The organism is Mannheimia indoligenes (genome assembly GCF_036880405.1).
Lineage (GTDB): Bacteria > Pseudomonadota > Gammaproteobacteria > Enterobacterales > Pasteurellaceae > Mannheimia > Mannheimia indoligenes.
In genome coordinates this window covers 16,255-41,632 of record NZ_JBAJJM010000006.1, presented here as the reverse complement: position 1 = coordinate 41,632, position 25,378 = coordinate 16,255, and the positions used below count along the sequence as shown (strand labels likewise).

General features: G+C 39.0%; 23 protein-coding genes. 5 read left to right on the top strand and 18 right to left on the bottom strand.

All coding sequences use genetic code 11. The features are described from left to right. Window positions 1–13 precede the first annotated feature (13 nt). The 3 genes from V6W77_RS04375 to leuB all read right to left on the bottom strand — a co-directional run bounded on the left by V6W77_RS04375 (window position 14) and on the right by leuB (window position 3,554). The gene (locus V6W77_RS04375; RefSeq protein WP_334253900.1) at window positions 14–1,387 is read right to left on the bottom strand and encodes a rhodanese-like domain-containing protein; all 1,374 of its coding nucleotides are present in this window, start codon (window positions 1,385–1,387) and stop codon (window positions 14–16) included. 8 nt (window positions 1,388–1,395) lie between these two features. Beyond that, the gene (locus V6W77_RS04370; RefSeq protein WP_334253899.1) at window positions 1,396–2,388 is read right to left on the bottom strand and encodes a YeeE/YedE family protein; all 993 of its coding nucleotides are present in this window, start codon (window positions 2,386–2,388) and stop codon (window positions 1,396–1,398) included. A gap of 83 nt (window positions 2,389–2,471) precedes the next feature. Continuing rightward, window positions 2,472–3,554, bottom strand: coding sequence for a 3-isopropylmalate dehydrogenase (leuB, locus tag V6W77_RS04365; protein ID WP_334237352.1), 1,083 nt, complete (start codon window positions 3,552–3,554; stop codon window positions 2,472–2,474). Between the two features lie 119 nt (window positions 3,555–3,673). Between leuB and V6W77_RS04360 the strand changes: the two genes are divergently transcribed. Beyond that, window positions 3,674–3,904: a YceK/YidQ family lipoprotein gene (locus tag V6W77_RS04360; RefSeq protein WP_334253981.1), complete on the top strand. Its 231-nt coding sequence runs from the start codon at window positions 3,674–3,676 to the stop codon at window positions 3,902–3,904. Between the two features lie 42 nt (window positions 3,905–3,946). On the opposite strand, the gene V6W77_RS04355 is transcribed toward V6W77_RS04360, so the two are convergent. From V6W77_RS04355 to V6W77_RS04335, 5 genes are read right to left on the bottom strand one after another with little or no spacing between them, the layout of a single operon-like run. After that, complete coding sequence (locus tag V6W77_RS04355; protein WP_025235871.1) at window positions 3,947–4,993, bottom strand: peptide ABC transporter ATP-binding protein; 1,047 nt, start codon at window positions 4,991–4,993, stop codon at window positions 3,947–3,949. 50 nt (window positions 4,994–5,043) lie between these two features. Further along, window positions 5,044–5,937: an ABC transporter permease subunit gene (locus tag V6W77_RS04350; protein WP_334229354.1), complete on the bottom strand. Its 894-nt coding sequence runs from the start codon at window positions 5,935–5,937 to the stop codon at window positions 5,044–5,046. Next, on the bottom strand, window positions 5,924–6,889 hold the full coding sequence (locus V6W77_RS04345; RefSeq protein ID WP_334253898.1) for an ABC transporter permease: 966 nt from the start codon (window positions 6,887–6,889) through the stop codon (window positions 5,924–5,926). Before V6W77_RS04345 ends, V6W77_RS04350 begins: the two co-directional genes overlap by 14 nt. A 1-nt stretch (window position 6,890) precedes the next feature. Next, window positions 6,891–8,597 (bottom strand): ABC transporter substrate-binding protein, encoded by a 1,707-nt coding sequence (locus tag V6W77_RS04340; protein WP_334253897.1) that lies wholly within the window; start codon window positions 8,595–8,597, stop codon window positions 6,891–6,893. After that, the gene (locus V6W77_RS04335; RefSeq protein WP_334253896.1) at window positions 8,590–9,546 is read right to left on the bottom strand and encodes a sigma 54-interacting transcriptional regulator; all 957 of its coding nucleotides are present in this window, start codon (window positions 9,544–9,546) and stop codon (window positions 8,590–8,592) included. The genes V6W77_RS04340 and V6W77_RS04335 overlap by 8 nt, the downstream gene beginning before the upstream one ends. Before the next feature lie 199 nt (window positions 9,547–9,745). Here V6W77_RS04335 and lpcA point away from each other — a divergent pair, with 199 nt between their 5' ends. Next, complete coding sequence (gene lpcA, locus V6W77_RS04330; protein WP_025235866.1) at window positions 9,746–10,330, top strand: D-sedoheptulose 7-phosphate isomerase; 585 nt, start codon at window positions 9,746–9,748, stop codon at window positions 10,328–10,330. Window positions 10,331–10,366: 36 nt separating this feature from the next. Here the strand turns inward: lpcA and V6W77_RS04325 are convergent, their stop codons facing one another. The 10 genes from V6W77_RS04325 to mepM all read right to left on the bottom strand — a co-directional run bounded on the left by V6W77_RS04325 (window position 10,367) and on the right by mepM (window position 20,034). Beyond that, on the bottom strand, window positions 10,367–10,822 hold the full coding sequence (locus V6W77_RS04325; protein WP_334253895.1) for a YcgN family cysteine cluster protein: 456 nt from the start codon (window positions 10,820–10,822) through the stop codon (window positions 10,367–10,369). Window positions 10,823–10,824: 2 nt separating this feature from the next. Continuing rightward, the gene (locus V6W77_RS04320; protein WP_025235864.1) at window positions 10,825–11,145 is read right to left on the bottom strand and encodes a YbjQ family protein; all 321 of its coding nucleotides are present in this window, start codon (window positions 11,143–11,145) and stop codon (window positions 10,825–10,827) included. Continuing rightward, a complete protein-coding gene (gene rdgB / locus V6W77_RS04315) occupies window positions 11,145–11,741 on the bottom strand; it encodes an RdgB/HAM1 family non-canonical purine NTP pyrophosphatase (RefSeq protein WP_334253894.1) in 597 nt (198 codons plus the stop codon). The genes V6W77_RS04320 and rdgB overlap by 1 nt, the downstream gene beginning before the upstream one ends. 119 nt (window positions 11,742–11,860) lie before the next feature. Continuing rightward, window positions 11,861–12,379, bottom strand: coding sequence for a GNAT family N-acetyltransferase (locus V6W77_RS04310; RefSeq protein WP_334229358.1), 519 nt, complete (start codon window positions 12,377–12,379; stop codon window positions 11,861–11,863). A gap of 41 nt (window positions 12,380–12,420) precedes the next feature. Next, on the bottom strand, window positions 12,421–14,112 hold the full coding sequence (narQ, locus tag V6W77_RS04305) for a nitrate/nitrite two-component system sensor histidine kinase NarQ (protein WP_025235861.1): 1,692 nt from the start codon (window positions 14,110–14,112) through the stop codon (window positions 12,421–12,423). A 3-nt stretch (window positions 14,113–14,115) separates the two neighbouring features. Further along, on the bottom strand, window positions 14,116–14,934 hold the full coding sequence (locus tag V6W77_RS04300) for a pyridoxal phosphatase (RefSeq protein WP_334253893.1): 819 nt from the start codon (window positions 14,932–14,934) through the stop codon (window positions 14,116–14,118). Between the two features lie 93 nt (window positions 14,935–15,027). After that, complete coding sequence (locus V6W77_RS04295; RefSeq protein WP_428981773.1) at window positions 15,028–15,888, bottom strand: OmpA family protein; 861 nt, start codon at window positions 15,886–15,888, stop codon at window positions 15,028–15,030. Between the two features lie 117 nt (window positions 15,889–16,005). Further along, on the bottom strand, window positions 16,006–17,727 hold the full coding sequence (gene recJ, locus V6W77_RS04290) for a single-stranded-DNA-specific exonuclease RecJ (RefSeq protein WP_334253892.1): 1,722 nt from the start codon (window positions 17,725–17,727) through the stop codon (window positions 16,006–16,008). 82 nt (window positions 17,728–17,809) lie between these two features. Then, window positions 17,810–18,493 (bottom strand): bifunctional protein-disulfide isomerase/oxidoreductase DsbC, encoded by a 684-nt coding sequence (dsbC, locus tag V6W77_RS04285; protein WP_334253891.1) that lies wholly within the window; start codon window positions 18,491–18,493, stop codon window positions 17,810–17,812. An 8-nt stretch (window positions 18,494–18,501) separates the two neighbouring features. Next, on the bottom strand, window positions 18,502–20,034 hold the full coding sequence (mepM, locus tag V6W77_RS04280; protein ID WP_428981772.1) for a murein DD-endopeptidase MepM: 1,533 nt from the start codon (window positions 20,032–20,034) through the stop codon (window positions 18,502–18,504). Window positions 20,035–20,185: 151 nt separating this feature from the next. On the opposite strand from mepM, the gene znuC reads away from it, so the two are divergent. The 3 genes from znuC to odhB all read left to right on the top strand — a co-directional run bounded on the left by znuC (window position 20,186) and on the right by odhB (window position 25,310). Continuing rightward, window positions 20,186–21,001, top strand: a complete 816-nt coding sequence (gene znuC, locus V6W77_RS04275) for a zinc ABC transporter ATP-binding protein ZnuC (protein ID WP_025235854.1) — start codon at window positions 20,186–20,188, stop codon at window positions 20,999–21,001. Between the two features lie 157 nt (window positions 21,002–21,158). After that, the gene (gene sucA, locus V6W77_RS04270) at window positions 21,159–23,969 is read left to right on the top strand and encodes a 2-oxoglutarate dehydrogenase E1 component (protein ID WP_334253890.1); all 2,811 of its coding nucleotides are present in this window, start codon (window positions 21,159–21,161) and stop codon (window positions 23,967–23,969) included. Window positions 23,970–24,080: 111 nt separating this feature from the next. After that, a complete protein-coding gene (odhB, locus tag V6W77_RS04265) occupies window positions 24,081–25,310 on the top strand; it encodes a 2-oxoglutarate dehydrogenase complex dihydrolipoyllysine-residue succinyltransferase (RefSeq protein ID WP_334234386.1) in 1,230 nt (409 codons plus the stop codon). Window positions 25,311–25,378: the final 68 nt, after the last annotated feature.

Here is a 25,378-nt window from a genome sequence, read left to right as displayed (position 1 = left end):
CGCTTGTTATTCATTAACTCTTACAAGATAGTCCTGTTCTTGGCGTTACACCAAAGAAATTTTTCGCATTTGGTTTTGTTTCGGTTGATTGTGCTTTTGTTGGTAACGAGCTATCCATTTGCCACGCATTCCAGCCTCCATCATACACAACGGCATTTTTCCAGCCTGCCATTTGTGTCATAAACCACGGAATACCTGCTCGCCAGCCTGTACCGCAATAGAATGCCAAGCTATCATTTGGCTTAATTCCTTGTTTTTCCCATAAGTCAAAAATCTCTTTGGGGTTTCGTAATGAACCATCCGGATCGTAATAATCCGCCACATTAGATGAATCTGTACCGGCATAGCCCCAAATTGCACCTTCCGGTTCGCCTTTGCCCGGAATGTAATCATAACCACTAATTGCACCTAAATGCTCTTCCCAAGCCCGAATACTGACTAATTTCATCCCCTCTTTTTGCTTCGCATAAGCCTCTTGAGCGGTCTCAATAGACAAATGTGGATTAGCCGGAATTTTCGTTCCGAAATCCGTTGCAGGCGTTGGCGTATTAACGGTGGTATCAATCGGAAATTCATTGTTAATCCACGCATTTACACCGCCGTTGAGAATTCTCACATCCTCCACCCCAGCCCATTTTAACGCCCAAAGCACTCGGAATGCGGCAAGCTGGTTTTCAGAATAAAGTACAACGGTTTTGTCTTTAGTAATGCCGTTTTTTAATAGATTTTGTTCGATAATTTCAGCTGAGGATAAATTCCATACGGGAGCATTTTCAATCCAATCGGTATCAAAATGATAAGCTCCTGTAACGTGCTGCTTGTAGCCTGTTGCTTGATCTACCGGTCCCCAAGAAACGTGAAAGACCATTGTATCATTACCCAAATGCGTTTCCGGCTGTTTGCCATCTAAAGCTTCTTTTAACCATTGTGCTGAAACCAACCAATGATAATTTGGGAAAGTTTCTAAAGGCATATTTGGATCTTGAGTATATTTTGCAAATTCTTTAAATAACTTGATCTTGTAACCTTTTGCTGCAAACTCAGCAGAAACTTTCTCTAAGTTGTCAAGATTGTCATCATAAAATACGAGAGTTTTATCTTTGGTAATCCCCTTATCAGCGGCAAAGCTCTCAAAATAGTCGGGGTGGATTGCTTCAATCCATTCTGCGGTAAATTGAATAGCATTAGGAATATGCCCGCCTCGTGCAGTTTGAGGGCTTTTAAAGCCGTTGTAAAAAGTATCGCCCCGTGTGTCAATAATCACAATATCAGGATTATCTTTTTGTTTAAGCAACTCAGTTTGTGAAATTTCACTGATTTTTTGCTCATTGCACGCAGCTAGAAAGCTAATGGCAATCGCCAATACGGAAAGTTTTAAAGGTTTCATTGTTACTCCTAACAAGTTGATTCTAAAGGATTTTTGCGAAGAATGAACACGCACCACACGCCAAACATCATAACGAATGTTGCAATCCACCCTTGCCAAGAGAAATAGGCTGTGCCGACAACCGCATTTGCCATCGTACACCCACCGGTAAGAGCCGCCCCAATACCCATTAACACACCACCGAATACGCTTTTACCGAAATCAGCGGTAGAAAGCGGTTTCCAGCGGAAATTACCTGAGAATTTAGCAGAGATAAACGAACCGAAAACGACGCCGATAACAAGATAAGTTCCCCAATTCAGATAGCGTTGTTGCCCAAGTGTGAGATATTGCAAGGCATTGCCAACAGGGATACTGAAGCTCAAACCAAATTCTCTCCCTGTTTCCGCACTCAATACCCAGCCTAAAATGCTGACAACACCCAATGAGAGTGCGGTAAAGTATGGAGACCAGATTTGCTGAAATGGCTGGCGAGGAACAAGCGGTTGATTTCTAAGCTTTTTTTGCAAAGCAAAAAAGGTTAGCAAACACAGAGGTACTATCAAAAATAGAGGAGAAATACCGAGTGTCTGCGGAATTGTAACAAGTGAACTTTCCGTTTCTAACTGTGAAGCAACCCAGAACTTAAGTACACCTGTTTGAGTAGCAACCGTTGTAATGGCAAACACAATCAACGTGATGATTGCCGCAATCATTCCCTCCCCAGCACGATAAAGTTGCCCCGATACACAACGGTTTGCCACCCCCATCCCAATACCAAATAAAAATGCACCAAACAAGGTCGCCCAAATCGGCATTGGCGAGGTTGGAAATCGGATCAACCCCTGCTGCTCAAGTAGAAAAAAGCCAACAGATTGCACCGAAATAACAAGGAGAAGTGGAGAAAATGAAGCGAGATCACGCTTAAACACAATATTACGCAACTGACCGGACAAGCAAAATTGCCCTCGTTGCAAAATGATGCCAAGCAATAGCCCGACAAAAAGACCTGAAATCAACATAGATTAAACCTTAATACTAAATTGAATAATGTTTATTTGAACGGGGCTAATTTTAATTTAATTAGCCCCTGTAGATGGTGGAATTATACCAAAATATTTTTTGCAATAATATCGCCCATTTCTGAGGTTGAAAGCGGTTTGTTATCATCGGCTAAATCGGCGGTACGATAGCCATCTGCTAATGCTTTTTGAATTGCAGCTTCAATTGCATCTGCTGCTTCACCTAAGTTGAAGCTGTAGCGTAACATCATTGCCGCTGATAAAATTTGAGCAATCGGGTTGGCAATATTTTTTCCTGCGATGTCAGGAGCTGAGCCGCCTGCCGGTTCATACAAACCAAAGCCTTGTTCATTTAAACTTGCTGAAGGTAACATTCCCATTGAGCCAGTAATCATTGCTGCTTCATCTGAAATAATATCGCCGAAGATGTTTGAGCATAATAAAATATCGAACGATTCAGGGGCTTTGATAAGCTGCATTGTTGCATTGTCAATATACATATGCTCAAGCGTAACTTCCGGATACTCTTTGGCAATTTCCGTTACAGTTTCACGCCATAAAATAGAGCTTTGTAATACGTTCGCTTTATCTACAGAAGTAACGTGTTTTTTACGTTTCATTGCAGATTCAAACGCAACTCGGGCGATACGTTCAATTTCATATTTATAATACACTTCGGTATCAAACGCACGGGTTTGTGAACCTTCGCCATCTCTGCCTTTTGGCTGACCGAAGTAAATTCCGCCTGTCAATTCACGCACTACCACCATATCAAACCCTTTTGCGGCAATATCTGCACGCAATGGGCAGAATTTTTCTAAGCCTTGATAAAGTGCCGCTGGGCGTAAGTTACAGAAAAGCGAAAAATGTTTACGCAGTGGCAATAATGAACCACGCTCAGGCTGCTCATCGGGCGGTAGATGCGTCCATTTTGGTCCACCTACCGATCCAAATAAAATCGCATCTGCTTCTTCACAACCTTTTAATGTATTTTCCGGAAGAGCTTTACCTTGTGCATCAATTGCTGCTCCGCCAATGTTGTATTCATTGAAATTTAATTTAAACCCGAATTTTTGCTGCGTTGCTTCAAGTACTTTGATGGCTTGAGCCATTACCTCAGGTCCGATCCCATCGCCGGCTAACACCGCAATATTGTAAGTTTGCATATAGTTCCTCTTAAAATTATCAGTATAAAATTCTGTTACATTCTGCCTGAAAACAATATTTTTTCAAATGCAATTTTGGCGAAATAGCGTAAAATAACCGCTTATTTGGAGATTTTTTGATGAAATTAACCGCTTGTAAAATACTCGTCCTACTCTCTTTGGTCGTTAATTTAAGTGCTTGTGGCACGATGATTAGCTTGGTCGAACAAGACTATAGCGTGTATGCAGGTGTAACCAGAGATTTCCAAGCAATGCAACAAGGTGGTCTTTTAGCTGTGCTGGCAGTTGTTGATTTACCGTTGAGCTTTGTATTAGATACGCTGATGTTGCCCGTAACTCTCAGCCAATAACAAGCGGTCATATTTTAGGTTACTTTTGCAAATCGCTTGTTTTTATTCCTTCTCACTCAATTCTGCCACCACAAATGGCGTATTTTCGACTTTATTTTTCAACAAATTCTGTTCTCTGAAATTAATCGGAAAATGGCAGGCAAATTCGTGTTGTTTTACTTTTACTAACGGCGGCTTGTTTATACACTTTTTCTGAGCAAAAGGACAACGTGGTCCTAAACGGCAGCCAATCGGCATTTCGTTTAACATTGGAACAGAGCCCCGTAGCGTATTTAAACTACTTTTAAACGCCAGCGGTTGAGAAAAATCGGGCGAGCTGTTGAGCAACACTCTGGTGTAGGGGTGGTAAGAAGATTCTAAAATGCTCTCTTTATCCGCAATTTCTACCGTTTGCCCACAGTAAAGCACATTATAAGAATCCACCCAGTTTTGGATACTTTTCATATCATTGCTAACCAGCAAAATCGATGTCCCCAGATTTTGATTCATACTGGAAAGCAGGCGATAAATTTGCAATTGAGTGGTGGATTCCATAATATTAGTTGGTTCATCAGCCACTAATAAACGTGGTTGATTAGCCACCGCCATCGCTATCATTACTTTCTGTGCTTCGCCTTCAGTAATATCGACGGGGTAACTGTTCATAATATCTTGATGATCCCGAACACCCACACGGTGCAGTAGTTCAATTGCTTTTTTCTTTTTCCAGCCGAACCATTGCCACCATTTGCCTTTAAAATTAATCGCCTGCATTAGTTGTTTACCGATGCGTTGGCTTGGGTCTAGGCTGGCTAGTGGATCTTGGAATACCATTGAAATATGATCGCCCACTAATTTCCGGCGTTCATTAGGGGTTAGTTTAAGCAATTCAATATCATCAAAGCGAAAACGGTCTGCACTAACAATCCATTCATCTTTTACAATGCCGCAGATCACTTTCGCAATCAGACTTTTACCTGAGCCAGACTCTCCGACCAATCCGCAAATTTCGCCTTCATCAACGGTTAGATTGATGTTATCCACCATTTTCACTCGCCCTTTGGGTGTGTCGATTTCAATGCTTAAATGGCGAATATCCAGTAATGCCATAGTGTTCCTTAATGTGTAAAAGTTTTCTTAAAAATGCCCGCTTGTATCAGTTACGCATTGCGGTACTTTTCAAAAACATCGGTTAATCGAGTACCAAGCATTGTGATGGTAAAAATGCTGAACATAATGGCTAAGCCGGGCAGAATAACCGTCCAAGGGGCGATATAAATAAGCTCGATTGATTCTCGGATCATTGCTCCCCATTCCGGCGTTGGATTTTGAGCCCCTAACATAATAAAGCTCAAGGCACTAATATCCAGCACGGCAATCACAAAAATATGTGAAAGTTCTTTAATTGCCACTCCTGTTAAATTAGGGATAATCACTTCTTTGATTAAATACCAACGAGTTGCCCCATCTAACCTAAGAGTAACAATGTATTCTTTTTTCAATTGTTTTTCGGTAGCTTGATAAATTTTATGGATAAAATGCGGCAACATTGCCAAGAAAATAGCTAACATCGCATTCATCAAACTGGCGTCCATTAGTGTTGCGATAATAATCGCAATCAGCAAAATCGGCATAAATAAGAAAGTATCAAACAAATGGCTAATAAACCAAACCGATTTTCCTTTTTTCAAGCCTGCAAAAATGCCGATAACACCGCCGATGAGTGCAATCAACACAGTAATAATCAAGGCGGAACCAACGGTATAATAAAATCCGTACATAATTCGGCTGAGAATATCCCGTCCTAAATCATCTGTGCCGAGAAAGTAACGAATTTGCCCATTATCGTCCCAAGATGGAGGCATTAGTTCTAAGCCCGCAAACTGTTCATTATAATTATACGGAGCGAGTAAACTGCCGAGAAAAACGAGCGTAAGTAGCACTAAAAACAGATAAAAACTCCCGAGAGCGATTTTATCTTGGCGGAAATATCGCCAAAATTTTTTAATTGATTCAGTTTCTCTAAACTGTTCCGGTTCTTTAATAAGAGCCATACCAATCCTTTTTCTCTGAAGGGTCTAACACTACCCGAATAAAGCCTGTAAACATATCCACAAACAAGACAAAAACGCCAATCGCTACAACGCCTGCTGAAATCGCATTGTAATCTTGAATAGCAAGTGCATTAATTAACCAACGCCCAATGCCACTCCAGCTGAAAATATTTTCAATCAACATACCGAAAGCAAAAATCAGAATAAAGGTTCGGGCAATCATCGGTACAAGTGAAGGCAAGGTGTTACGAATAATATGCGTTGTCCAAATTCTAAACTGTGTCCAGCCTCTGGTTTTCGCAATTTTAATGTAATTTTGCTTCATTACATAAGCGGCTCTCGCTTGAGTAACGTGCATAATTTCAAGCGTTGCAGGAATCGCTAACACTAAGGTTGGTAAAGCTAAATGGTGCAACGCACTTTGTAACATTTTTAATTTATACGGACTGTCTGACAACCAAATATCCAATAACAAAAAACCTGTTACACTCTGTTTAGGATAAAGTGGGTGAATTTCCCCAATCGCAGAAATCGCCCATTGATTGAGTGAAGCATAATACATTAACACTAATGCCAGCCAAAATACCGGCACGGCTAAACTGAGTGAGCCTAAAATATTTAGCATTTTCCCAATCATATTTTTCTGCTGAGTAGCCGCAAAAAAGCCGAGTGGCACACCTACAATAAGCGAGAGTATTAACGCCGATAAGCAAAGTGTAATAGTCGCTGGGAATACTTGTAAAATCTGCTCGGTTAATGGCTGCCCGTTGCTAAAACTAATGCCGAAATCACCTTTTAATAAGGATTTCAGATAGTTAAAATATGCCCCGAACCAATTTACATCAGTAAGATGATTTAGCGGATCCCGTAACAAAATATGAAAGCTGATAATAGATAGACAAATCAGCGTAATCAAAGTAAGAAATACTTTTCGGATAAAAGCTGTTAGCATACTAATTCCTTTCTTTGCTATCCGAACTCAAACGTAGTTCCGATAATTTCACCTGTCCGAAAGGCGAAATTTCTGCCTGTTGAATGCCTTTTTTGACCACCAATACCCGATTTACATTAATCAAAGGTAAAATCGGTAACTGCTCTTCCAGCAATTTTTGTGAAAAGGCATACAATAAGTTAGTCGATGCCGAATCATCACTTAAACGAGCCGTTTCTAACCAAAAATCAAAATCTTCATTACACCAATTTGATAAATTAGTTACGGTATCTGCGGTTTTACAACTTAATAAGGCAGACAGAAAACTGTTTGGATCAAGATCTGATGCCAGCCAACCGCCTAAAATCAAGTCATAATCTGCGGTTTTGCTTTCAAGTTGTTGCACTAAATAGGCTCGGCTTACTTGATGAATTTCCACCTCTAACGCTTGAGCCGCCAGGTCTGAACGGATCATCTCTGCCATTTTAATTGGGTGTGGATTATAAACCCGTTTTTCATCAATCACCCATAGGATCAAGCGGTTATCTTTTGCAAATTTTTTACCATTTTCGACCGCTTGTTCTCTTGGTTTTGGAAAGGTGTAAGGGTAACTCTCGCTGTTTTTTTCTGCCCATAATGCGGTAGGTAACACATTATCCGCCACTTCGCCTGTACCATAAAATAATTTTTCGGCTATGCGTTTTCGATTAATACTACTCGCAATTTGTTGGCGTAAGGGTAAATTTTGTCCTATCTCTTTTTGCATATTAAAAGCTAAATAAACTAAATTTGCCCCTTTGCTTTCAATTAATTGTTCATCAGTTAAAACCGAGAGTTGGCTCGGCTCAGGAAAGGCAACTACATTGCATTCATTATTCAAAAATTTCGCCATTCTGCCTGTTGCCTCAGTTGAAAAATCAACAATCATATTTTGAATATGAGCCTTTTTCCCCCAGTAATCGCTGTTCGGTTTTAATCTCACATAGTTATTGTTTTCATAGCTTTCAAGCTGATAAACGCCTGTGCCAATAGGGAGAAGATCGAGCTGCACCAAGTTTTCATCAGCATTAAGTTGCAGAGCGTATTCTTTGGAAAGAATAACCGCATATTGGCTGGCTAAATGAGCCAATAACGAAGAATCTGGCTTGGTTAATTCAATTTTCACAATATGATTTGAAGGCGAGCTAACATTGGCAATTTTGCCGGCTAACCCCACACTCTCAAAATAAGGGAAATAAATCTGGCTTGTTGCTTTTTGATAAATATAGTTCTGGCGTTGATGGTGCAAAGCACGTTCAGCTGCCGTCTCAACTTCGGGTAAATCACTTTCTTTACCAATCATTCGCTTAAGCGAGAAAACCACATCTTCCGCATTTAATTTACGGGTCGGCGTAAACCAGCTTGTGGTGTGAAAAGCCACATTTTTTCTTAAACGTAACGTAATCACTAACCCATCATCACTAATGGAATAACTTTCGGCTAAGGCTGGCTCAAGGCGATTTTTCTTTGGGTTAAATTCAAATAACTTATCGTAAATTTGCTCTGTTACCACATTCATATTGGAACTCACGTCTGCCTTTTGCGGATTAAACGAGAAGCCCGATGAGGTAGTACAATAAACCAAGCTATTTTCCAATAACGGTTTAGGAATACTCGGTGCTGCACAAGCGGTCGAATTTAGCCAAAAATTTGCAAAAACCGCTGAGAAAATGACCGCTAGTTTATTCATCTTTATTTCCATTTTTGGTTAAGCCATATTGACGCAATTTATTTGCAACCGCTGTATGGGAAAGCCCCAGCCTTTGGGCTAATTTCCGTGTACTTGGATATTGTGCATAAAATTTTCGCAGTAGCTGAGCTTCGTATTGGTTCATCATCTCTTCTAAAGTTGCATTTTCCGGCTCAACATTGGTATCTTCTACCTCATCAGGTAAATTCAAATCTTTTACTGCCAAACGATAGCTAGGAGAAAGGGAACAAGCTCTATAAATCACATTGTAAAGCTCACGCAAATTGCCCGACCAGCGATAATTTTGCAAGGCTTGCAAGAAGGCTTCGTCGTATTCTAATTTACTCACGCCGAGCTGTTCGCTCACTTGAGCAATGAAGTAATCTGCCAGTAATGGGATATCCTCTTTTCGCTCACGCAATGGGGGTAAATCAAGGGTTAGCACGTTCAATCTGTGGTAAAGGTCTTCCCGTACTTTGCCCTCCGCAACGAGCTGAGATAAGGTTTTTTGCGAAGTGCAAATCACTCTGACATCAACTTGAATTTCTTTATCTTCTCCCACTCGGCGAAAAGAGCCATCATTTAAAAAACGGAGTAATTTTGCCTGCATTTCAAGTGATAACTCGGAGATGGAATCCAATAAAACCGTGCCGCCATTCGCATATTCAAAAAAACCAACCGCTTCACTACCATTACCACGATGCCCAAACATTTCTGTTTCGGCTTCTTCTTGCGGTAGCCCTGCACAATTTACCGCAATGAATTTTTGCATTTTACGCGTACTAAAATTATGGCAAGCTTTTGCAAATAAATCTTTGCCTGTGCCTGTTTCGCCTTGAATCAGCAAAGGTGCATTAAGATTGGCAAATTTTTTTGCTTGAATAATGACTTCTTGGATTTTCGCAGATTTTCCAATAATCTTCTCGAAGCATTCTGGCTGTGCAGTCATATATTTTCCTTTCGTCGCAATGGCAAAATTTTGCTGATCATACCGCTATTTTTACTTTTTGGAAACTTTTGTTTACAATAAAAAGAGAGTTATTTGATCTAAGCCGATTTACAATATCAGCTGATTCTTCTAAACTTATCGCACTTTTGGCTGAGCAAGCGGTCTTAATAACAGATTTTTTTGCAAAAAGGAGCAAACAATGTATTTACAACAAATTAAAGCTGAACTTCAAGAAGCTGCCGATGTATTAGACAAATTTATGTCTGATGAAAATAATATTAAACTCATTCAAGAAGCAGCATTACTTATTGCGAATAGCTTTAAACAAGGCGGGAAAGTGATTTCTTGCGGCAATGGAGGTTCTCATTGTGATGCAATGCACTTTGCTGAAGAATTGACAGGTCGCTATCGTGAAAATCGCCCAGGCTACCCTGCAATTGCGATTTCTGACGTAAGTCATTTAAGCTGTGTAAGTAATGATTTTGGTTATGAGTTTGTTTTCTCCCGCTATTTAGAGGCAGTTGGGCAAAAAGGCGATGTATTGTTTGGATTATCGACCTCAGGCAACTCTAAAAATGTATTAAATGCAATTAAAGTTGCAAAAGAGAAAGGAATGAAAGTCATTGCAATGACAGGTAAAGACGGCGGCGAAATGGCAGGACTTGCCGATGTAGAAATTCGTGTGCCGCATTTCCGCTATGCAGATCGCATTCAAGAAATCCACATTAAAGTGATTCATATTTTGATGATGCTCATTGAGTTTGAAATGGCAAAATCTGAATAATGATAAAAAAGGCGTTTTGATAAACGCCTTTTTAGACTAAACTTCATCAATCACAAATTCAAACCAATCAATCACATCTTTTTCGTGAATGCTGTTCGAAATTAAGATGCCTGCATTTTTTACCGAATTAGGATCTTTTGAGATCAAAGGGTGCCAGTCATATAAAGGCTTTCCTTCATATAGCAAGCGATAAGCACACGTTTTCGGTAGCCAGCCAAAATCAGGTAAATTCTTTTTGGTTAGCTTGGTACAATCTTTCTCAATTTTGAAGCGTTCAGAATAATTAGTACAACGCCCAGTGTTTACATCTAACAAATTGCAAGCAACTGAAGTGTAGTAAAGCCGCTCTCGCTTACCTCTTCCTTGAATATATTTTCGATAACAGCATTTACCGCAACCATCACAAAGTGCTTCCCACTCTGCTTCATTCATTTCCAGCAGTGATTTTTCTTGCCAGAAATAAGGGGGTAATTCTTGTTGATGCGAAAACATAGTTAGCGAAGCACCACCGCCGTACCTGTTGCAACCACAATAAACATTCCTTTGTCGCCCCCCATAGATTGATATTCCATTGAAACACCCACTACGGCATTTGCACCAACTTTTTTCGCTTCTTTTTCTAACTCTGATAAGGCTTCTTTCCTTGCGGAATTTAATTTGCTTTCGTACGCACCTGAACGCCCACCGATTACATCGGTAATACCTGCTAAAAAATCACGTACAAAATTCGCACCGGACACGACTTCTCCAAATACTAAGCCTTTATATTCAATGATTTGTTTGCCTTCAATGATTGGTGTTGTGGTAATAATCATTATTTGTTTCCTCTTAATTGCTCTTTTAAGTGTGCTAATGCGATAGCTCGGTGTGAAATCGCTTTTTTCTCTTTGGTTTCTAGCTCTGCAAAGCTCAGATTTTTAGGCGGATAGAAAAAGAGGGAGTCATAACCAAAGCCATTTTCGCCTCTTTCTTCTGTTAAAATTTCGCCAAAACATTCCCCTAATGCAATATACGGTGTAGGGTCTGTTTCGTGTTTTAACAATACAATACAACTAACAAACTTCGCTAAACGATTTTCTTTATCTTTCATCGCAGCTAACAATTTTTTGCGGTTATCTGCATCTGTTGCTTGCTCGCCCGCATAACGAGAAGAATATAAACCCGGCTCACCACCCAATGCTTCAACGGCTAAGCCTGAATCATCAGCAATAGCCGGAAGCCCTGTTATTTTAGACGCAAATCGAGCTTTAATTAACGCATTTTCAACAAAGGTTAAGCCTGTTTCTTCCGGAGATTCAATACCAAATTCACTTTGGGCGATAACCTCAAACCCAAATTCAGCTAATACATCTGCCATTTCTTTCACTTTACCTGCATTGCTCGTTGCAAGTACGATTTTTGTTTTTTCCATATTTTCCTTTTGTAAAAAATCACTCAAAAATTATTCACAATCCCTTGAAGGATTGTTCACAGCTTTGCTGCCGTTGGCAAAGCCAACGTTCAAAAAGCAATGCTTTTTGTAACCGCTTATTACTCAATGCCTTTTTGGTAAGACATCATCAGTAACGTTCGCCATTTATCATTTCCCTTCTCATCTTTTCCCATATTGGCAATATGCGGAAAACGCCCCCATTGTTCAAATCCGTGTTTTTTCATTAGATTTTGACTAACAGTATTAAGTTCAAAGACATACGCCATTAAAGTGTGAATATTATGATTTAACATTTCCGCTTGCATAAACTCAATAATTTTCGAGCCATAACCTTTTCCTTTGGCATTACCATCTAAATAGATACTAATCTCAGAAGTATGCACAAAAGCTGGTCTTTCATAAAATGGCGAGAAACTAAACCAACCGACAATGCCCGTTTCGTCTTCTACCACCCAGATCGGATACTGGATGCTTTGAAGATGAAAATCAAACCACTTTCGGCGGTTTTCTATGGTTGCTAATTCCAAATCAGCCGTAATTTGATGAGTTGGAATAGCTTGATTATATATCGCTAGTATGGTTTCAAAATCCGCTTCGACTGCTTTTCGGATCTGCATTTTTATCCCTTATAAATCATTTGCAAATAATTAACAAAAAACTACCGCTTGCTGAGCATACTCGGTAAAACTACTTTAACCCTTACACCACCGCTTTCCACATTCTCAATGGAGAAATCAGCTTTTAGTTCTGCTGCTCGCTCTTGCATAATGGTTAAGCCATAATGCCCTTCCGGTTCGGTATGGCTGGCTAAGCCAATGCCGTTATCTTGAACGATTAAGCAATGCTCGCCATCATCATTCGTTTCAGCAATAACCTTAATTTCAGTTGCTTGCGAGTGTTTAATGGCATTAATGACTGCTTCCCGTACAATTTGCAACATATGCACCTGTTGCTGTGCATTGAACATATGTGAGGGTAATTTACAACTTAAGCAAAGCTGTGCTGACGTTTTCGGGCGTAAACTTTCTAAAATTTTCTCTAATGCCTGTTGTAGATTTGCCTCTTGAATAGTTAATCTAAACGTTGTTAGTAGCTCTCTTAATTGGCTATAGGCATCATTTAATGCTTTTTCAAATACCGATAAAATTTCGTTGCGTTTCTCATCACTTTTTGCCAATTTGAGCAGACTTACTTGAATTTTGAAAAAGGTTAGCGATTGAGCTAAAGAATCGTGCAACTCACGAGCAATAATCGCCCTCTCTTCCATTAGCACTAATTGCTGCTGCTGCTTTTGCACTTGAACGACATAAATACTTCGTCCAATCATTTCTGATACATTTTGCAGTAACCTCTCATCAGGACAAAGTAAAGATGGCTTCCAACTTAATATACCTAGCTTTTCATTTTCTATCGCAATTTCAGTTGAGATCCACTCCGCTTCAAAGGCATTATCTATAGAGACGTTCCAATGTTCTGCACCATAAATATGTAATTTAATACCAAGCAAATGTTCGTTATCAAATACTGTTTTCAATACTTGATTAAGTACTTCTTTATTAATCGGTTTAGCGGTTAATAATTGAGAGCATTGATACAATACAAGCAAAGAACGATTAACTGCTAATAAACGGCGGGTTTTTTCCTGTACTTTATCTTCCAATGAGGTATAAAGTTTTAATAATTCATTCGACATTTCAGTAAAAGTAGAGGAAAGCAAACCTAATTCATTCGGTTCATCAACCGCTAATTTTATATGATCGAAATCTTTATTTTGAATTTGCCAACTGGCTTTAACTAATTGCTTTAATGGGCTGATAATTTTTTTCCGTGTATACCACACGCCAATGTACGCAAGTAAAATAATCAATAACATTGAAACGGCAATTACACCTGTGGCAATTTTTAGTTTTAACTCCGCAAACTCTTGCAAGCGAAAGACAAAGTTATCCACTTTCCGCACATAATCTTCAATGTGTGTTGCGTAACTGGCTTTATCACCTTGATTGACATAAGACTGCATCGCATACCAATCTTTCAGTAATTGTTGGTAGCTATGTATTACATTATCAGGTAACAACCAGCTTTGCTTAAGAGAACTCAGCTCGGTTGAGTGTAAAGTACGATGATATTCCAACAAACGCTCGGCTAAAATTTCTTGCCTTGAATCCATTTCCGACAAAAGGCGATAGCTTTGCATACGCAACGAACCCGATACATTAATCAAACTGGCATCAGATTTATTACTCCACATAATCCCAAGTGAAATGCCACTAATGATAGAAGCAAAGACGATCATAATTAAAAAATAGAGTCCGATACGCCTTGCGATGGAATATTTAGGTTTAATCATAGGTTAAAGATTAAATTGTGCTTTTAATTCATTGGCGATGCTGTCTTCGTTATTTGAACCAATTGTTTTCTTCGCTTTTTGCTGCACTTCCTCTTCCGAACCACCCATTGCAATACCAAGTCCAACTGCTTCCAACATAGAGATATCGTTAAAATTATCACCAAATGCGATAACTTGTTCTAATTCAATACCTTCTGTTTTTAATAACTCCGCCAGCCTTGCTCCTTTACTATTGCCAACACTGGTAATATCAACACGATCGACCCAAGACCATTCAGGGCTTACTTGATCAAGCGGTAGTTTTTTCACAAAATTTTGCATTTTGACTAAATCAGGATCGCTGATTAACACTTTCCAAACGGTTAAACCTTTATCGATTTCTTGCTGAAATTTCTCAACTTGGTAAACATTTGGGCGAACAGTTTCAGGGCAAGATGCGACCCATTTTTGAAATTTTTCAAAGTGAACATTTAGCGTTTCATAAGTCATTGCATCTTCAAAATAAACAGCAGTATGAATACCTTGAGCTTGTGCCTCATTGATTAATTTAGATGCGACTTCAGGTGGCAACGGATTACCAATAATTGCTTTTTCATTTTTAAAATCATATACATAAGTACCATTACAGCATACAACTGGCGTATCTAAATCTATCTCCTTATAATAAGGACGAACCGCTGTGTGATGTCTGCCAGTAACAAAATAAACCTTTATGCCTTTTTCTCTTATTTTCCGAATTGCCTGTTTACTGGATTCTAAAATCGTAGCATTTGATGAAAGTAATGTGCCATCTAAATCAAAAGCAACTGCTTGGTAAGTCATAGTATTCTCCTGAAAAATAAAAGCTAAAAGAAAAGGCAATCTTATCAATAAGATTGCCTTGCTATTCTACTCTAAGTTAATTAAAACCAGAAATTATTTACCATTGTTGTATGCAGGAGTTTGGTAAAGTGGAGCCGGACCGTTAGGACCTGCTACATTACCACCTTCGTTTTGTTTAAGCACACCACCGTTTGCAGAAATTTCTACACGACGGTTAGGACGTAAACAATCTTTTTCAGCTTGACTTGCGTGTGCATAACCTTCACAAGGTTTAACTTGGTTCGCTTTACCGTAACCTACTGCTTCAATTTGAGCATTTACACCTTGTTGGATTAAACGTGCTTTAACAGTGTTAGAACGACGTTGTGATAAATCTAAGTTGTATTCAACAGAGCCTAAACGGTCTGTGTAACCCGCTACTTTAACTTGTTGTGCTTTAGATGATTTTAATTGCTCTGCAACATTATCAACTACTTCTTTACCTTTAGCTGTTAATGTATCTTTATCGAAGTCGAATAAGAAATCACCTGTTAAAGTAAATGATGAGTTGCCGTTACAGCCATTTGGATACCAGAAGAAGCTTTGAGCATTCATATTTTTGTCAAATAAAATTTTGTATTGACAAATTTTGTGTACGCCGTTTTCACGGTAGTTGAATGCGTAATCCCATTCACGAACACTATATAATCCTTCTTCAAAATGTGGGCGACCAATTAGGTTATATAATTGATCTTTATTCATACCTTTTTCGATTTGACGGACATTTTCCCAGTTTGGCCAAGAACCAAATTGTGAACCATCGTGGTTGAATTCAGACTCTGAAATTTTTGGGAATACCGGGTTTTCAGTTGTGCCTTCATCACTCACTTTGCTTAAGTTACCACACGCAGCAACTGCTAATGCTGCACTTGATAATAAAAATGTACGGAAAAGCGCTTTTTTTTCCATTTTCATGTTAAGTTTCCTTATAAGTAACTATGTAATTAATTGTTTTACAACCTATTTGGTTGCAATCAGAATAATTCTACAATACAAATATAATTAATTCTATTAAATTTATGTAAAGTAATATTAAAGATAATACATATATTCTACCTTCAATTGTAAAGTTTTGTTATTTCTGAATTCATTGATATCTAATTTGTATACAATTTTAGCTTTTTTAATCGATAAGTCTGGAAACATTCTAACATCAACATTAAACCAAATGGCGTCTAATAATTGCCCTCTATCCGTTTGTAACATTAATTTCAGATGCTTACCTGCCAGCAATTTTTGTTGAAGTACACTAAATTCTCCCTCAAAACTGGGTTCAGGAAAGTTCTGTCCCCAAGGTCCCGCACTATGAAGGATTTCTGCACTGGTAATGGTAAATTCATCTGCTGAAAGCTCGCCATCAGTATAAACTATGCCTTGTAATTGTTCCGGCTCAACTCTTTCATTAATTGCCTGATCAAACAATTGTTTGAATAGCTCTAGTTTTGAATGGTGAATAGTCAAGCCGGCTGCCATAGCGTGTCCACCAAATCTTTCGATTAATTCGGGATATTGCATATCAATATATTCGAGTAAATCTCGCATATGCACGCTCGAAATAGATCGAGCCGATCCTTTTAAATATTCACTTTCTTCACTTTCCTGTGCAAAAGCTATCACAGGGCGATTGAATTGATCTTTAATTCGAGAAGCTAAAATACCAATTACACCTTGATGCCAATCTGCTTGATATAGCACGATACCGTGAGCTTGTTCTGACTGAGCAAGTAACGGTAATTTTGCACAAATCGCCAGAGCTTCTGTTTTCATCTCCTGCTCAAATTCTTTTCGAGTTTGGTTCAAAGAATCTAGTTCAAGAGCTAGTTGACGAGCAAGTTCCATATTTTCACAAATCAGTAACTCAACCCCTAACGACATATTTTCCAGCCTGCCTGCGGCGTTCAATCTTGGTGCAACAGCAAAACCTAAATCAGCAGCTTGCAATGTTGAAAGCTCCCTTTTGCTTACTTCTGTTAAAGCTTTTATCCCCAAACGACAATGCCCTGAACGCATTCGTTGTAATCCTTGATGGACTAAAATGCGATTGTTTTGATCAAGTGGCACAACATCAGCCACTGTACCTAATGCTACTAAATCCAAAAGCTCAGCAAAGTTTGGCTCTACTTTATTCTGGAAGTATTGTCGCTCACGCATTCGTGTTCGAAGAGCCATCATCACATAAAAAATGACCCCAACACCCGCCAATGATTTGGACGGAAAAGTACAAAACGGCAAATTGGGGTTTACCATTGCATCCGCATTGGGTAATGTTTCCGGTGGTAAATGATGATCGGTAATCAAAACTTGAATACCGTGTTGTTTAAGTAACTCAACACCTTCAAATGAAGATATACCATTATCTACGGTTAAAACTAAATCAGCTCCTTTTGCTAATACCATTTCTGCCACCGCAACACTTAAACCATAACCCTGTGAGAAACGATCCGGAATCAAATAATCAATTTGCTCGAAGCCCAACTGTTTTAACGCAATTATGGCAAGTGCCGTGCTGGTTGCCCCATCAGCATCAAAATCGCCAACAATTACAATACGACTTTGTTCATCAAACGCGTTGGTTAATAAATCCACTGCTTGTTCAATATTAGCCAATTGTTGTGGTCTATGTAAATGTTGGAGATTATGCTCTAGCTCTTTCGTCGTTTTTATACCCCGACTTTGATAAATTCGATTCAATAAAGAATTTTCAGATAAGGTTGCTGTTGTTAATAAAGGACGTTTTTTAATTAGTTTTTCCACGATAATTTTCTTTTTATAATAGCAAGCGGTCGTTTTTTGCAAATTTTTTACAAAAAATGACCGCTTGTATTCTATCTATCAGTTATTCACTTAACATTTTCGCTAATTCTTTCGGCTCGACATAACCACCGATTAATTCGCCTTCTGAGGTAACAATATTAGGCGTGCCTGTTACACCAAACTTAACGCCTAGTTGGTAATGTTTTTTCACAATCTCAGGCGTTTTTAACTGGGTTGGTAATTTGCCATTTTCCGCATCATTTAAGGCTTTCATTTTATCTTGAGCAGTCCAAATCGCTTCCATTTGTTTTGCGGTTTGTGTATTCATTCCACCACGGGGAAACGCCAAATAACGAATGGTAATACCTAAATCATTATATTCTTTAATCTTTTGATGTAACAGATGGCAATAATGGCAAGTAATATCCATAAAAACCGTTACAACGTGCTTTTCATTTTTGGCAGGATAAATAATCATTTCATTCGCATAAGAATTTAACTCTGCCATTAAACCTTGATTGGTTATATCAACTGCTTTGCCGTTTTTTAGCTCAAAAATTTTGCCTTGAATGATATATCGTCCATCTTCACTGATATAGACAATACCTTCATTTGAGGTTGCCATTTTAAAACCTGATAATGGCGATTCAGAAATTTTAACCTCTGTTGCCCCAATTTTTTCAAGCTGATTCTTCAATTTTGCATCAGATGCAAAGGTAAAGGTTGATAAACCGATCAAACTTAACGCAATAATATTTGTTTTCATTGGATTCCTTACATTTTTAGTTTTGCTTCCACACTCTTCGCTTTATTTAAGAATGTTTGGCGTTCTTTATTATTCATACCCGAACTTGAACCTGGTAATTTGACCGTAATTGGATTAACCGGTCGTCCGTTAATATGAAATTCATAGTGTAAATGTGGACCGGTTGAACCACCTGTATTGCCTGATAGTGCAATACGCTCTCCCTTTTTCACACTTTGTCCGGGTTTGACTAACGTCTTGCTTAAGTGCATATATACGGTGGTAATATGCCCGTGTTTGATTTTGATGTAACGCCCTGCTCCACGAGCTTGATAAGCAACGTGTTCAACCACACCATCACTCGGTGCAATGATTGGCGTGCCAATTGGCAATCCGTAATCCACACCTTTATGTGGGCTAATCCGACCTGTAATTGGGTGTTTACGTTTAGGGTTAAAAGAAGATGTTACCCTTGCAGCATACAATAATGGGTGTCGAGCAAAGCCACCACTTAATGTTTCACCGTGTCTGCTATAATATCGCCCATTATCTGCTTGAATAGCGTAATAGCTTTTTTTACTGCTAATAACGTGAATACCTTCCACATTTCCTAAATCTGTTACTTTACCATTTATATATTCACGCTTAATTAAAATGGCAAATTTATCGCCTTTTCTCAGCTTATTCGTCGCAATTTGCGATTGTAATCCTACCGCTAATTGGTTGATTTGGCGATCAGATAGTCCAACTGCTTTTAAACTCGTAGCAAAGCTGTTCTGAATCGTACCTCGCACAACGTCTAACTTCCATTCGCCTTTTTTCTCAAATTTTTGGTAGGTAAATTTACCATTGGCTTGGCGTTCATAAACACGTTCTTCTTTCTCAGAAACTAACCAGTTTAAATATTCTAACTCACCTTCATTATCTAGCACCCAATAAAATTGCTGTCCGGCTTCTAATTGTGCTAATAATGAATGTTGTTTAACTAAATTAGAGGCAACTGAAGCACTTAAACCTGATTGCTCCAATACGTCTCTTAGTTTATCTCCTCTTGCAACCGTATAACTAAATTGATCTTGAATTCGTAATGCCTGATCTGCTACATCAAGAATATCCTCCAACACTTTCTCTGCTTCTGCCGGAAGTTGCTCTTCTGTATTGACATTATCTGCCGTATCAATAGGTTCTTCAACTTCATCGTCTTCATTAGTTAAATCATCTTCATAAGATGTCGCTGTTTGATCTTCAAAAACAATTTCTTCGTTTTCTATAGAAAGAGAGGATTGAGTAATTAAATCTGTAATATACTCAATAAAACCCGTATTTTTCTCAATGTTATCTGCTTGTAACTCAACTTTACCACTTGAAGTATTTTGATATTCTTCATCTTGCTTATCTAAAACAACTACATTTTCTCGTGTAGCCATCATACTTATTGAAGATTGTTCTTTTAATGCGAGAACAATACCGACAAGTAAACTAAAAACAGCCAATAAAAAAATCACTATTTTCAAGTGTTTCTTATGCCGTTTACGATCTCTTGCTAAAATTACGTGCTGCAAATTATATCCTGCTATTTTTCTTTAATTTATTTACTAAAATTTACATAATCTCTTGATAGACTATTTTACCAAGAAAAAATTCATTTATTCTATTGTCAGAAGATAAAAAATCCGCTAATTTTATTTCAATACTCTCAAATTTTTTGTAGTAATGAAAATTAACCAACTAGCCCCTAATCCAACGACAACGCAATTTACGTTGATAAAAAAAACTCAACCTTTAGTCTCGCTAAAAGATATTGAAGTAATCTTTAATGGTCAAAAAGCGTTACAAAACATTAATCTATCAATTTATCCTAACTCTATTACAACCATAGTAGGTCCAAATGGTGGGGGTAAATCCACATTATTGAAAGTGTTGCTAAAATTAATTACGCCAACTAAAGGACAAATTATTCACCAAAAAGGGCTAAAAATTGGCTATGTCCCGCAAAAGCTACATTTAGACCCATCTATGCCAATAACAGTTACGCATTTTCTCGGGCTCAAACCCCATACTAATAAAGCAATGATTGAGGAAGCATTATCTCTCTTTGCTATTCGCCATCTGGCACATAATAGTATGCAAAAGCTGTCCGGTGGAGAACTTCAACGTGTTTTACTCGCTCGAGCTATCTTAGATAAACCACAGCTATTAGTATTAGATGAGCCAATGCAAGGGGTAGATATTACAGGGCAAACCGAACTGTATCAACTATTAAATCAAACCCGCTCTTGGTTGAACTGTGCTATTTTAATGGTTTCGCACGACTTAAACATTGTAATGGCAAATACTGATGAGGTGCTTTGTGTAAACAAACATATCTGCTGTGCCGGTACGCCAGAAGTGATTACGAATGATCCTAGTTTTATTCACTTCTTTGGAGACCAATTTGCTCGTAATGTAGCGTTCTATTCACACCGCCATAACCACCATCACAATCTACACGGTGATGTTTGTTTAGAAAAATGTGAGTGCAACCACTAAAATTTCCTTGCATTGTTTAGAATTTGTAAAAATTTTGCTAAAAATAACCGCTTGTAAGTAAACAATTATGTAAAAATCAGACTTATATCACATTTTCTTTACTTTATTTGAAGTATAATAAGATTATGTTTCAACACCATAAATAGGTCAGGTCTTTATGCAATATAAACATTTTGATGATTGGATTGCGTCATCCCCTTTCGGCGGTTCAAACCAATCTTATGTCGAAGAAATTTATGAACAGTATTTAGAAAATCCGGCAAGCGTTGATGAAAGCTGGAGAAGCATTTTTGATTCATTCCCTAAAACCTCTCATATTGAACAACCCCATTCAAAAGTACGTGAGTATTTCCGTAAGTTAGCCCGCGAACAACAACCACAATCCGTAACTGTTGTTGATCCAGAAGCAGGAGCAAAGCAAGTTCGTTTACTTCAATGGATTAACGCACATCGTTTCAGAGGCTATTTAGAAGCAAAACTTGACCCTATTAACTATTACCGCTGGAAAACTTCCAGTGTGCCTGAGCTAGATTATAAATATCACGGTTTTACCGACGAAGATCTAAACGAAACATTTGCCGTTGGTCGTTATGTTTATAATAAAGATACAATGAAGCTCAGCGAACTCAACGAGGCATTAAAAGAAACTTATTTAGGTCCTATCGGCTTAGAATTTATGCACGTTCAAGATATTGAACAGCGTAACTGGCTACAAGCTAAAATGGAAAGTGTGTTAAATAAGCCACTTTTCACCAAAGAAGAAAAACTCAATTTACTCACTGAATTAACGGCTGCTGATGGTTTAGAACGCTATTTGGGAGCAAAATTCCCAGGTGCAAAACGCTTCTCTTTAGAAGGAAGTGATGCGTTCATTCCGATGATGAAAGAAATTATTCGCCACGCTTCCCGTCAAGGAATGACAGATGTCGTATTAGGTATGGCACACCGTGGTCGTTTAAATATGTTAGTGAACGTATTCGGTAAACGCCCTGCGGAATTATTTGATGAATTTGCAGGTAAACACGCTGATGAAAGCCGTACAGGTGATGTGAAATACCATCAAGGTTTCTCATCTAACTTTGCGGTAGATGATAAAAACGTTCACCTCACTTTAGCATTCAACCCATCGCATTTGGAGATCGTAAGCCCTGTGGTGATTGGATCTGTTCGTGCAAGACAAGAACGTATGCGTGATACCGAACACGAAAAAGTATTAGCGGTAACTGTTCACGGCGACTCTGCCGTTGCCGGTCAAGGTGTGGTGCAAGAAACCTTAAATATGGCAAATGCCCGTGGTTATAAAGTGGGAGGAACAATCCGTATTGTGATTAATAACCAGATCGGTTTTACCACCTCTAACCCGAACGACACTCGCTCAACCGAGTTCTGTACCGATATTGCGAAAATGATCCAAGCACCGATTATTCACGTAAACGGTGATGACCCGGAAGCGGTTGCTTTTGCAGCAAGAATGGCAGTGGAATATCGCACTAAATTTAAACGTGATATTTTCATTGATTTAATCTCTTATCGTCGCCACGGTCATAACGAAGCCGATGAACCATTAGCAACCCAGCCAATGATGTATAGCATTATCAAAAAACACCCTACACCACGTAAAGTTTATGCTGACCGCTTAATTGAAGAAGGGGTATTAACCAGCGACCAAGAAATTGAAATGCTAAATCTTTATCGTGATGCGTTAGATAATGGTGAGCGTGTTGTACCTGAATGGCGTGAATTAGATATGGCAGCTGTTGATTGGTTGCAATATCTCAATTATGACTGGACTGCACCTTATGAGAGCAAATTCCCGGAAGATCGCTTCTTAACTATTGCTAAGCGTGTTTGTGAATATCCGGAATCATTGAAAGCTCACTCTCGTGTTGAGAAAATCTACGCTGATCGTAAAGAGATGTACGAAGGCAAGAAATTATTCGACTGGGGAATGGCAGAAACAATGGCGTATGCAACCTTGCTTGATGAAGGCACACACGTTCGTTTATCAGGTGAAGATGCCGGTCGTGGTACATTCTTCCATCGCCACGCCGTTATTCATAACCAAAATGATGGTACAGGCTATGTTCCATTAACACAGTTACACGCAAATCAAGGTCGTTTCCAAGTATGGGATTCCGTACTTTCAGAAGAAGCGGTTCTCGCCTTTGAATATGGCTTTGCGACAACCGATCCGAAAACCTTAACCATTTGGGAAGCTCAATTTGGTGATTTCGCCAACGGGGCACAAATTGTAATTGACCAATTCATCAGCTCTGGCGAACAAAAATGGGGCAGAATGTGTGGTTTAGTAATGCTTCTTCCTCACGGTTATGAAGGTCAAGGTCCGGAACACTCATCTGCTCGTGTTGAGCGTTATTTACAACTTTGTGCACAACAAAATATCCAAGTTTGTGTGCCATCAACACCGGCTCAGGTTTACCATATGTTACGTCGCCAAGCAATTCGCAAAATGCGTCGTCCATTAGTTGCGATTACGCCAAAATCATTACTACGCCACCCTCTTGCGGTTTCAACACTTGATGAAATCATTAATGGTTCATTCAAAAATGTGATTGGCGAAATTGATAATATCGATCCGAAACAAGTGAAACGTGTGGTAATGTGTTCAGGTAAAGTTTACTACGACTTGATTGAAAAACGCCGTGAGAATAACCAAACAGATGTTGCGATTATTCGTATTGAACAACTCTACCCATTCCCACTTGAGGAAATGAAACAAATTCTTGAACCTTACGCCCACGTTACTGACTTTGTATGGTGTCAAGAAGAGCCATTAAATCAAGGAGCCTGGTATTGCAGTAAGCACAACTTTGAAGCTTCTATTCCGGAAGGGGCAAAATTAACTTATGCAGGTAGAGCCGCCTCCGCTTCGCCGGCAGTTGGCTACCCATCACTACACGCAAAACAACAAAAACAACTTGTTGAAGATGCTTTAACGATTGCTTAAAAAGATGGGCGTAGCTAATACGCCCTGCAAGCGGTTCATTTTCAACAAAAATTTACCAATTTAAGTATAAGGTGTAAAAATACACCTTTATTAAAAGAAAAGGATAATGAAATGGCAATTGAAATTTTAACTCCAGACCTTCCTGAATCAGTAGCTGATGCAAGCGTTGCAACTTGGCACAAAAAAGTGGGCGATCGTGTAAAGCGTGATGAAATTCTCGTCGAAATTGAAACCGACAAAGTCGTTTTAGAAGTGCCTGCTACAAGTGATGGTGTGCTTGTTGAAATTACACAAACGGAAGGTGCAACGGTTGTGTCAAAACAAGTTTTAGGTAAATTAGATACGGCACAAGCTGGCGATATCAGCTCTGCCACTATTGAGCAAAAAACAGAATCTACTCCGTCAGATCGCAAACACGCTGCGATTGAAAACAGCCACGCTAACGCAGACGATCAAGGTCCTGCCATTCGCCGTTTATTAGCCGAACACGATTTACAAGCGGCTGATATTCAAGGCAGCGGTGTAGGAGGCAGAATTACTCGTGAAGATATCGAAAAAGAGATCGCAAAACGAGTTCAACAAAATCAAGTAAAAGAATCCGCAACAAATCAAAACACCGTAAGCTCCGTTGCATTTAGTAGCCGGAGCGAAAAACGTGTCCCAATGACTCGTTTACGCAAACGTATTGCAGAACGTTTACTTGAAGCCAAAAATACAACGGCAATGCTCACTACATTCAACGAACTGGATATGCAGCCGATTATGAATCTACGTAAAACTTACGGTGAGAAGTTTGAAAAACAACACGGCGTACGCTTAGGTTTTATGTCATTCTACATTAAAGCAGTGGTTGAAGCACTTAAACGTTATCCTGAAATCAATGCGTCTATTGATGGCGATGATGTGGTTTACCACAACTATTTCGATGTGAGTATTGCGGTCTCTACCCCTCGCGGCTTAGTAACGCCAGTGTTACGTGATTGCGACAAAATGAGTATGGCGGAGATTGAGAAGAAAATAAAAGAGCTTGCGGAAAAAGGGCGTGATGGCAAATTAACGGTTGAAGACTTAACCGGCGGTAACTTCACTATCACTAACGGTGGTGTGTTCGGTTCATTAATGTCTACCCCAATTATCAATCCACCACAAAGTGCCATTTTAGGTATGCACGCAATCAAAGATCGCCCTGTGGCGATTGACGGACAAGTGGTAATCCGCCCGATGATGTACTTAGCCTTAAGCTACGACCACCGTTTAATTGACGGCAAAGAGTCTGTTGGTTTCTTAGTGGCTGTAAAAGAGTTATTAGAAGACCCAACTCGTCTGCTTTTGGAAATTTAATCTGAAATTTGACCGCTTGCAAGACTACAAGCGGTCTATTTTTACTTATTTTTTACAAATTTTAGTTA

What these genes read in the sequence shown, in the direction of transcription:
- rdgB (WP_334253894.1), bottom strand. Translation starts at nt 11,741, where the DNA reads ATGGAAAAAACAAAAATCGTACTTGCAACGAGCAATGCAGGTAAAGTG.
- V6W77_RS04345 (WP_334253898.1), bottom strand. Translation starts at nt 6,889, where the DNA reads ATGCTAACAGCTTTTATCCGAAAAGTATTTCTTACTTTGATTACGCTG.
- znuC (WP_025235854.1), top strand. Translation starts at nt 20,186, where the DNA reads ATGAAAATTAACCAACTAGCCCCTAATCCAACGACAACGCAATTTACG.
- sucA (WP_334253890.1), top strand. Translation starts at nt 21,159, where the DNA reads ATGCAATATAAACATTTTGATGATTGGATTGCGTCATCCCCTTTCGGC.
- leuB (WP_334237352.1), bottom strand. Translation starts at nt 3,554, where the DNA reads ATGCAAACTTACAATATTGCGGTGTTAGCCGGCGATGGGATCGGACCT.
- V6W77_RS04320 (WP_025235864.1), bottom strand. Translation starts at nt 11,145, where the DNA reads ATGATTATTACCACAACACCAATCATTGAAGGCAAACAAATCATTGAA.
- V6W77_RS04355 (WP_025235871.1), bottom strand. Translation starts at nt 4,993, where the DNA reads ATGGCATTACTGGATATTCGCCATTTAAGCATTGAAATCGACACACCC.
- V6W77_RS04340 (WP_334253897.1), bottom strand. Translation starts at nt 8,597, where the DNA reads ATGAATAAACTAGCGGTCATTTTCTCAGCGGTTTTTGCAAATTTTTGG.
- lpcA (WP_025235866.1), top strand. Translation starts at nt 9,746, where the DNA reads ATGTATTTACAACAAATTAAAGCTGAACTTCAAGAAGCTGCCGATGTA.
- V6W77_RS04360 (WP_334253981.1), top strand. Translation starts at nt 3,674, where the DNA reads ATGAAATTAACCGCTTGTAAAATACTCGTCCTACTCTCTTTGGTCGTT.
- V6W77_RS04310 (WP_334229358.1), bottom strand. Translation starts at nt 12,379, where the DNA reads ATGCAGATCCGAAAAGCAGTCGAAGCGGATTTTGAAACCATACTAGCG.
- V6W77_RS04370 (WP_334253899.1), bottom strand. Translation starts at nt 2,388, where the DNA reads ATGTTGATTTCAGGTCTTTTTGTCGGGCTATTGCTTGGCATCATTTTG.
- V6W77_RS04350 (WP_334229354.1), bottom strand. Translation starts at nt 5,937, where the DNA reads ATGGCTCTTATTAAAGAACCGGAACAGTTTAGAGAAACTGAATCAATT.
- V6W77_RS04295 (WP_428981773.1), bottom strand. Translation starts at nt 15,888, where the DNA reads ATGAAAATGGAAAAAAAAGCGCTTTTCCGTACATTTTTATTATCAAGT.
- odhB (WP_334234386.1), top strand. Translation starts at nt 24,081, where the DNA reads ATGGCAATTGAAATTTTAACTCCAGACCTTCCTGAATCAGTAGCTGAT.
- dsbC (WP_334253891.1), bottom strand. Translation starts at nt 18,493, where the DNA reads ATGAAAACAAATATTATTGCGTTAAGTTTGATCGGTTTATCAACCTTT.
- narQ (WP_025235861.1), bottom strand. Translation starts at nt 14,112, where the DNA reads ATGATTAAACCTAAATATTCCATCGCAAGGCGTATCGGACTCTATTTT.
- V6W77_RS04325 (WP_334253895.1), bottom strand. Translation starts at nt 10,822, where the DNA reads ATGTTTTCGCATCAACAAGAATTACCCCCTTATTTCTGGCAAGAAAAA.
- V6W77_RS04375 (WP_334253900.1), bottom strand. Translation starts at nt 1,387, where the DNA reads ATGAAACCTTTAAAACTTTCCGTATTGGCGATTGCCATTAGCTTTCTA.
- V6W77_RS04335 (WP_334253896.1), bottom strand. Translation starts at nt 9,546, where the DNA reads ATGACTGCACAGCCAGAATGCTTCGAGAAGATTATTGGAAAATCTGCG.
- V6W77_RS04300 (WP_334253893.1), bottom strand. Translation starts at nt 14,934, where the DNA reads ATGACTTACCAAGCAGTTGCTTTTGATTTAGATGGCACATTACTTTCA.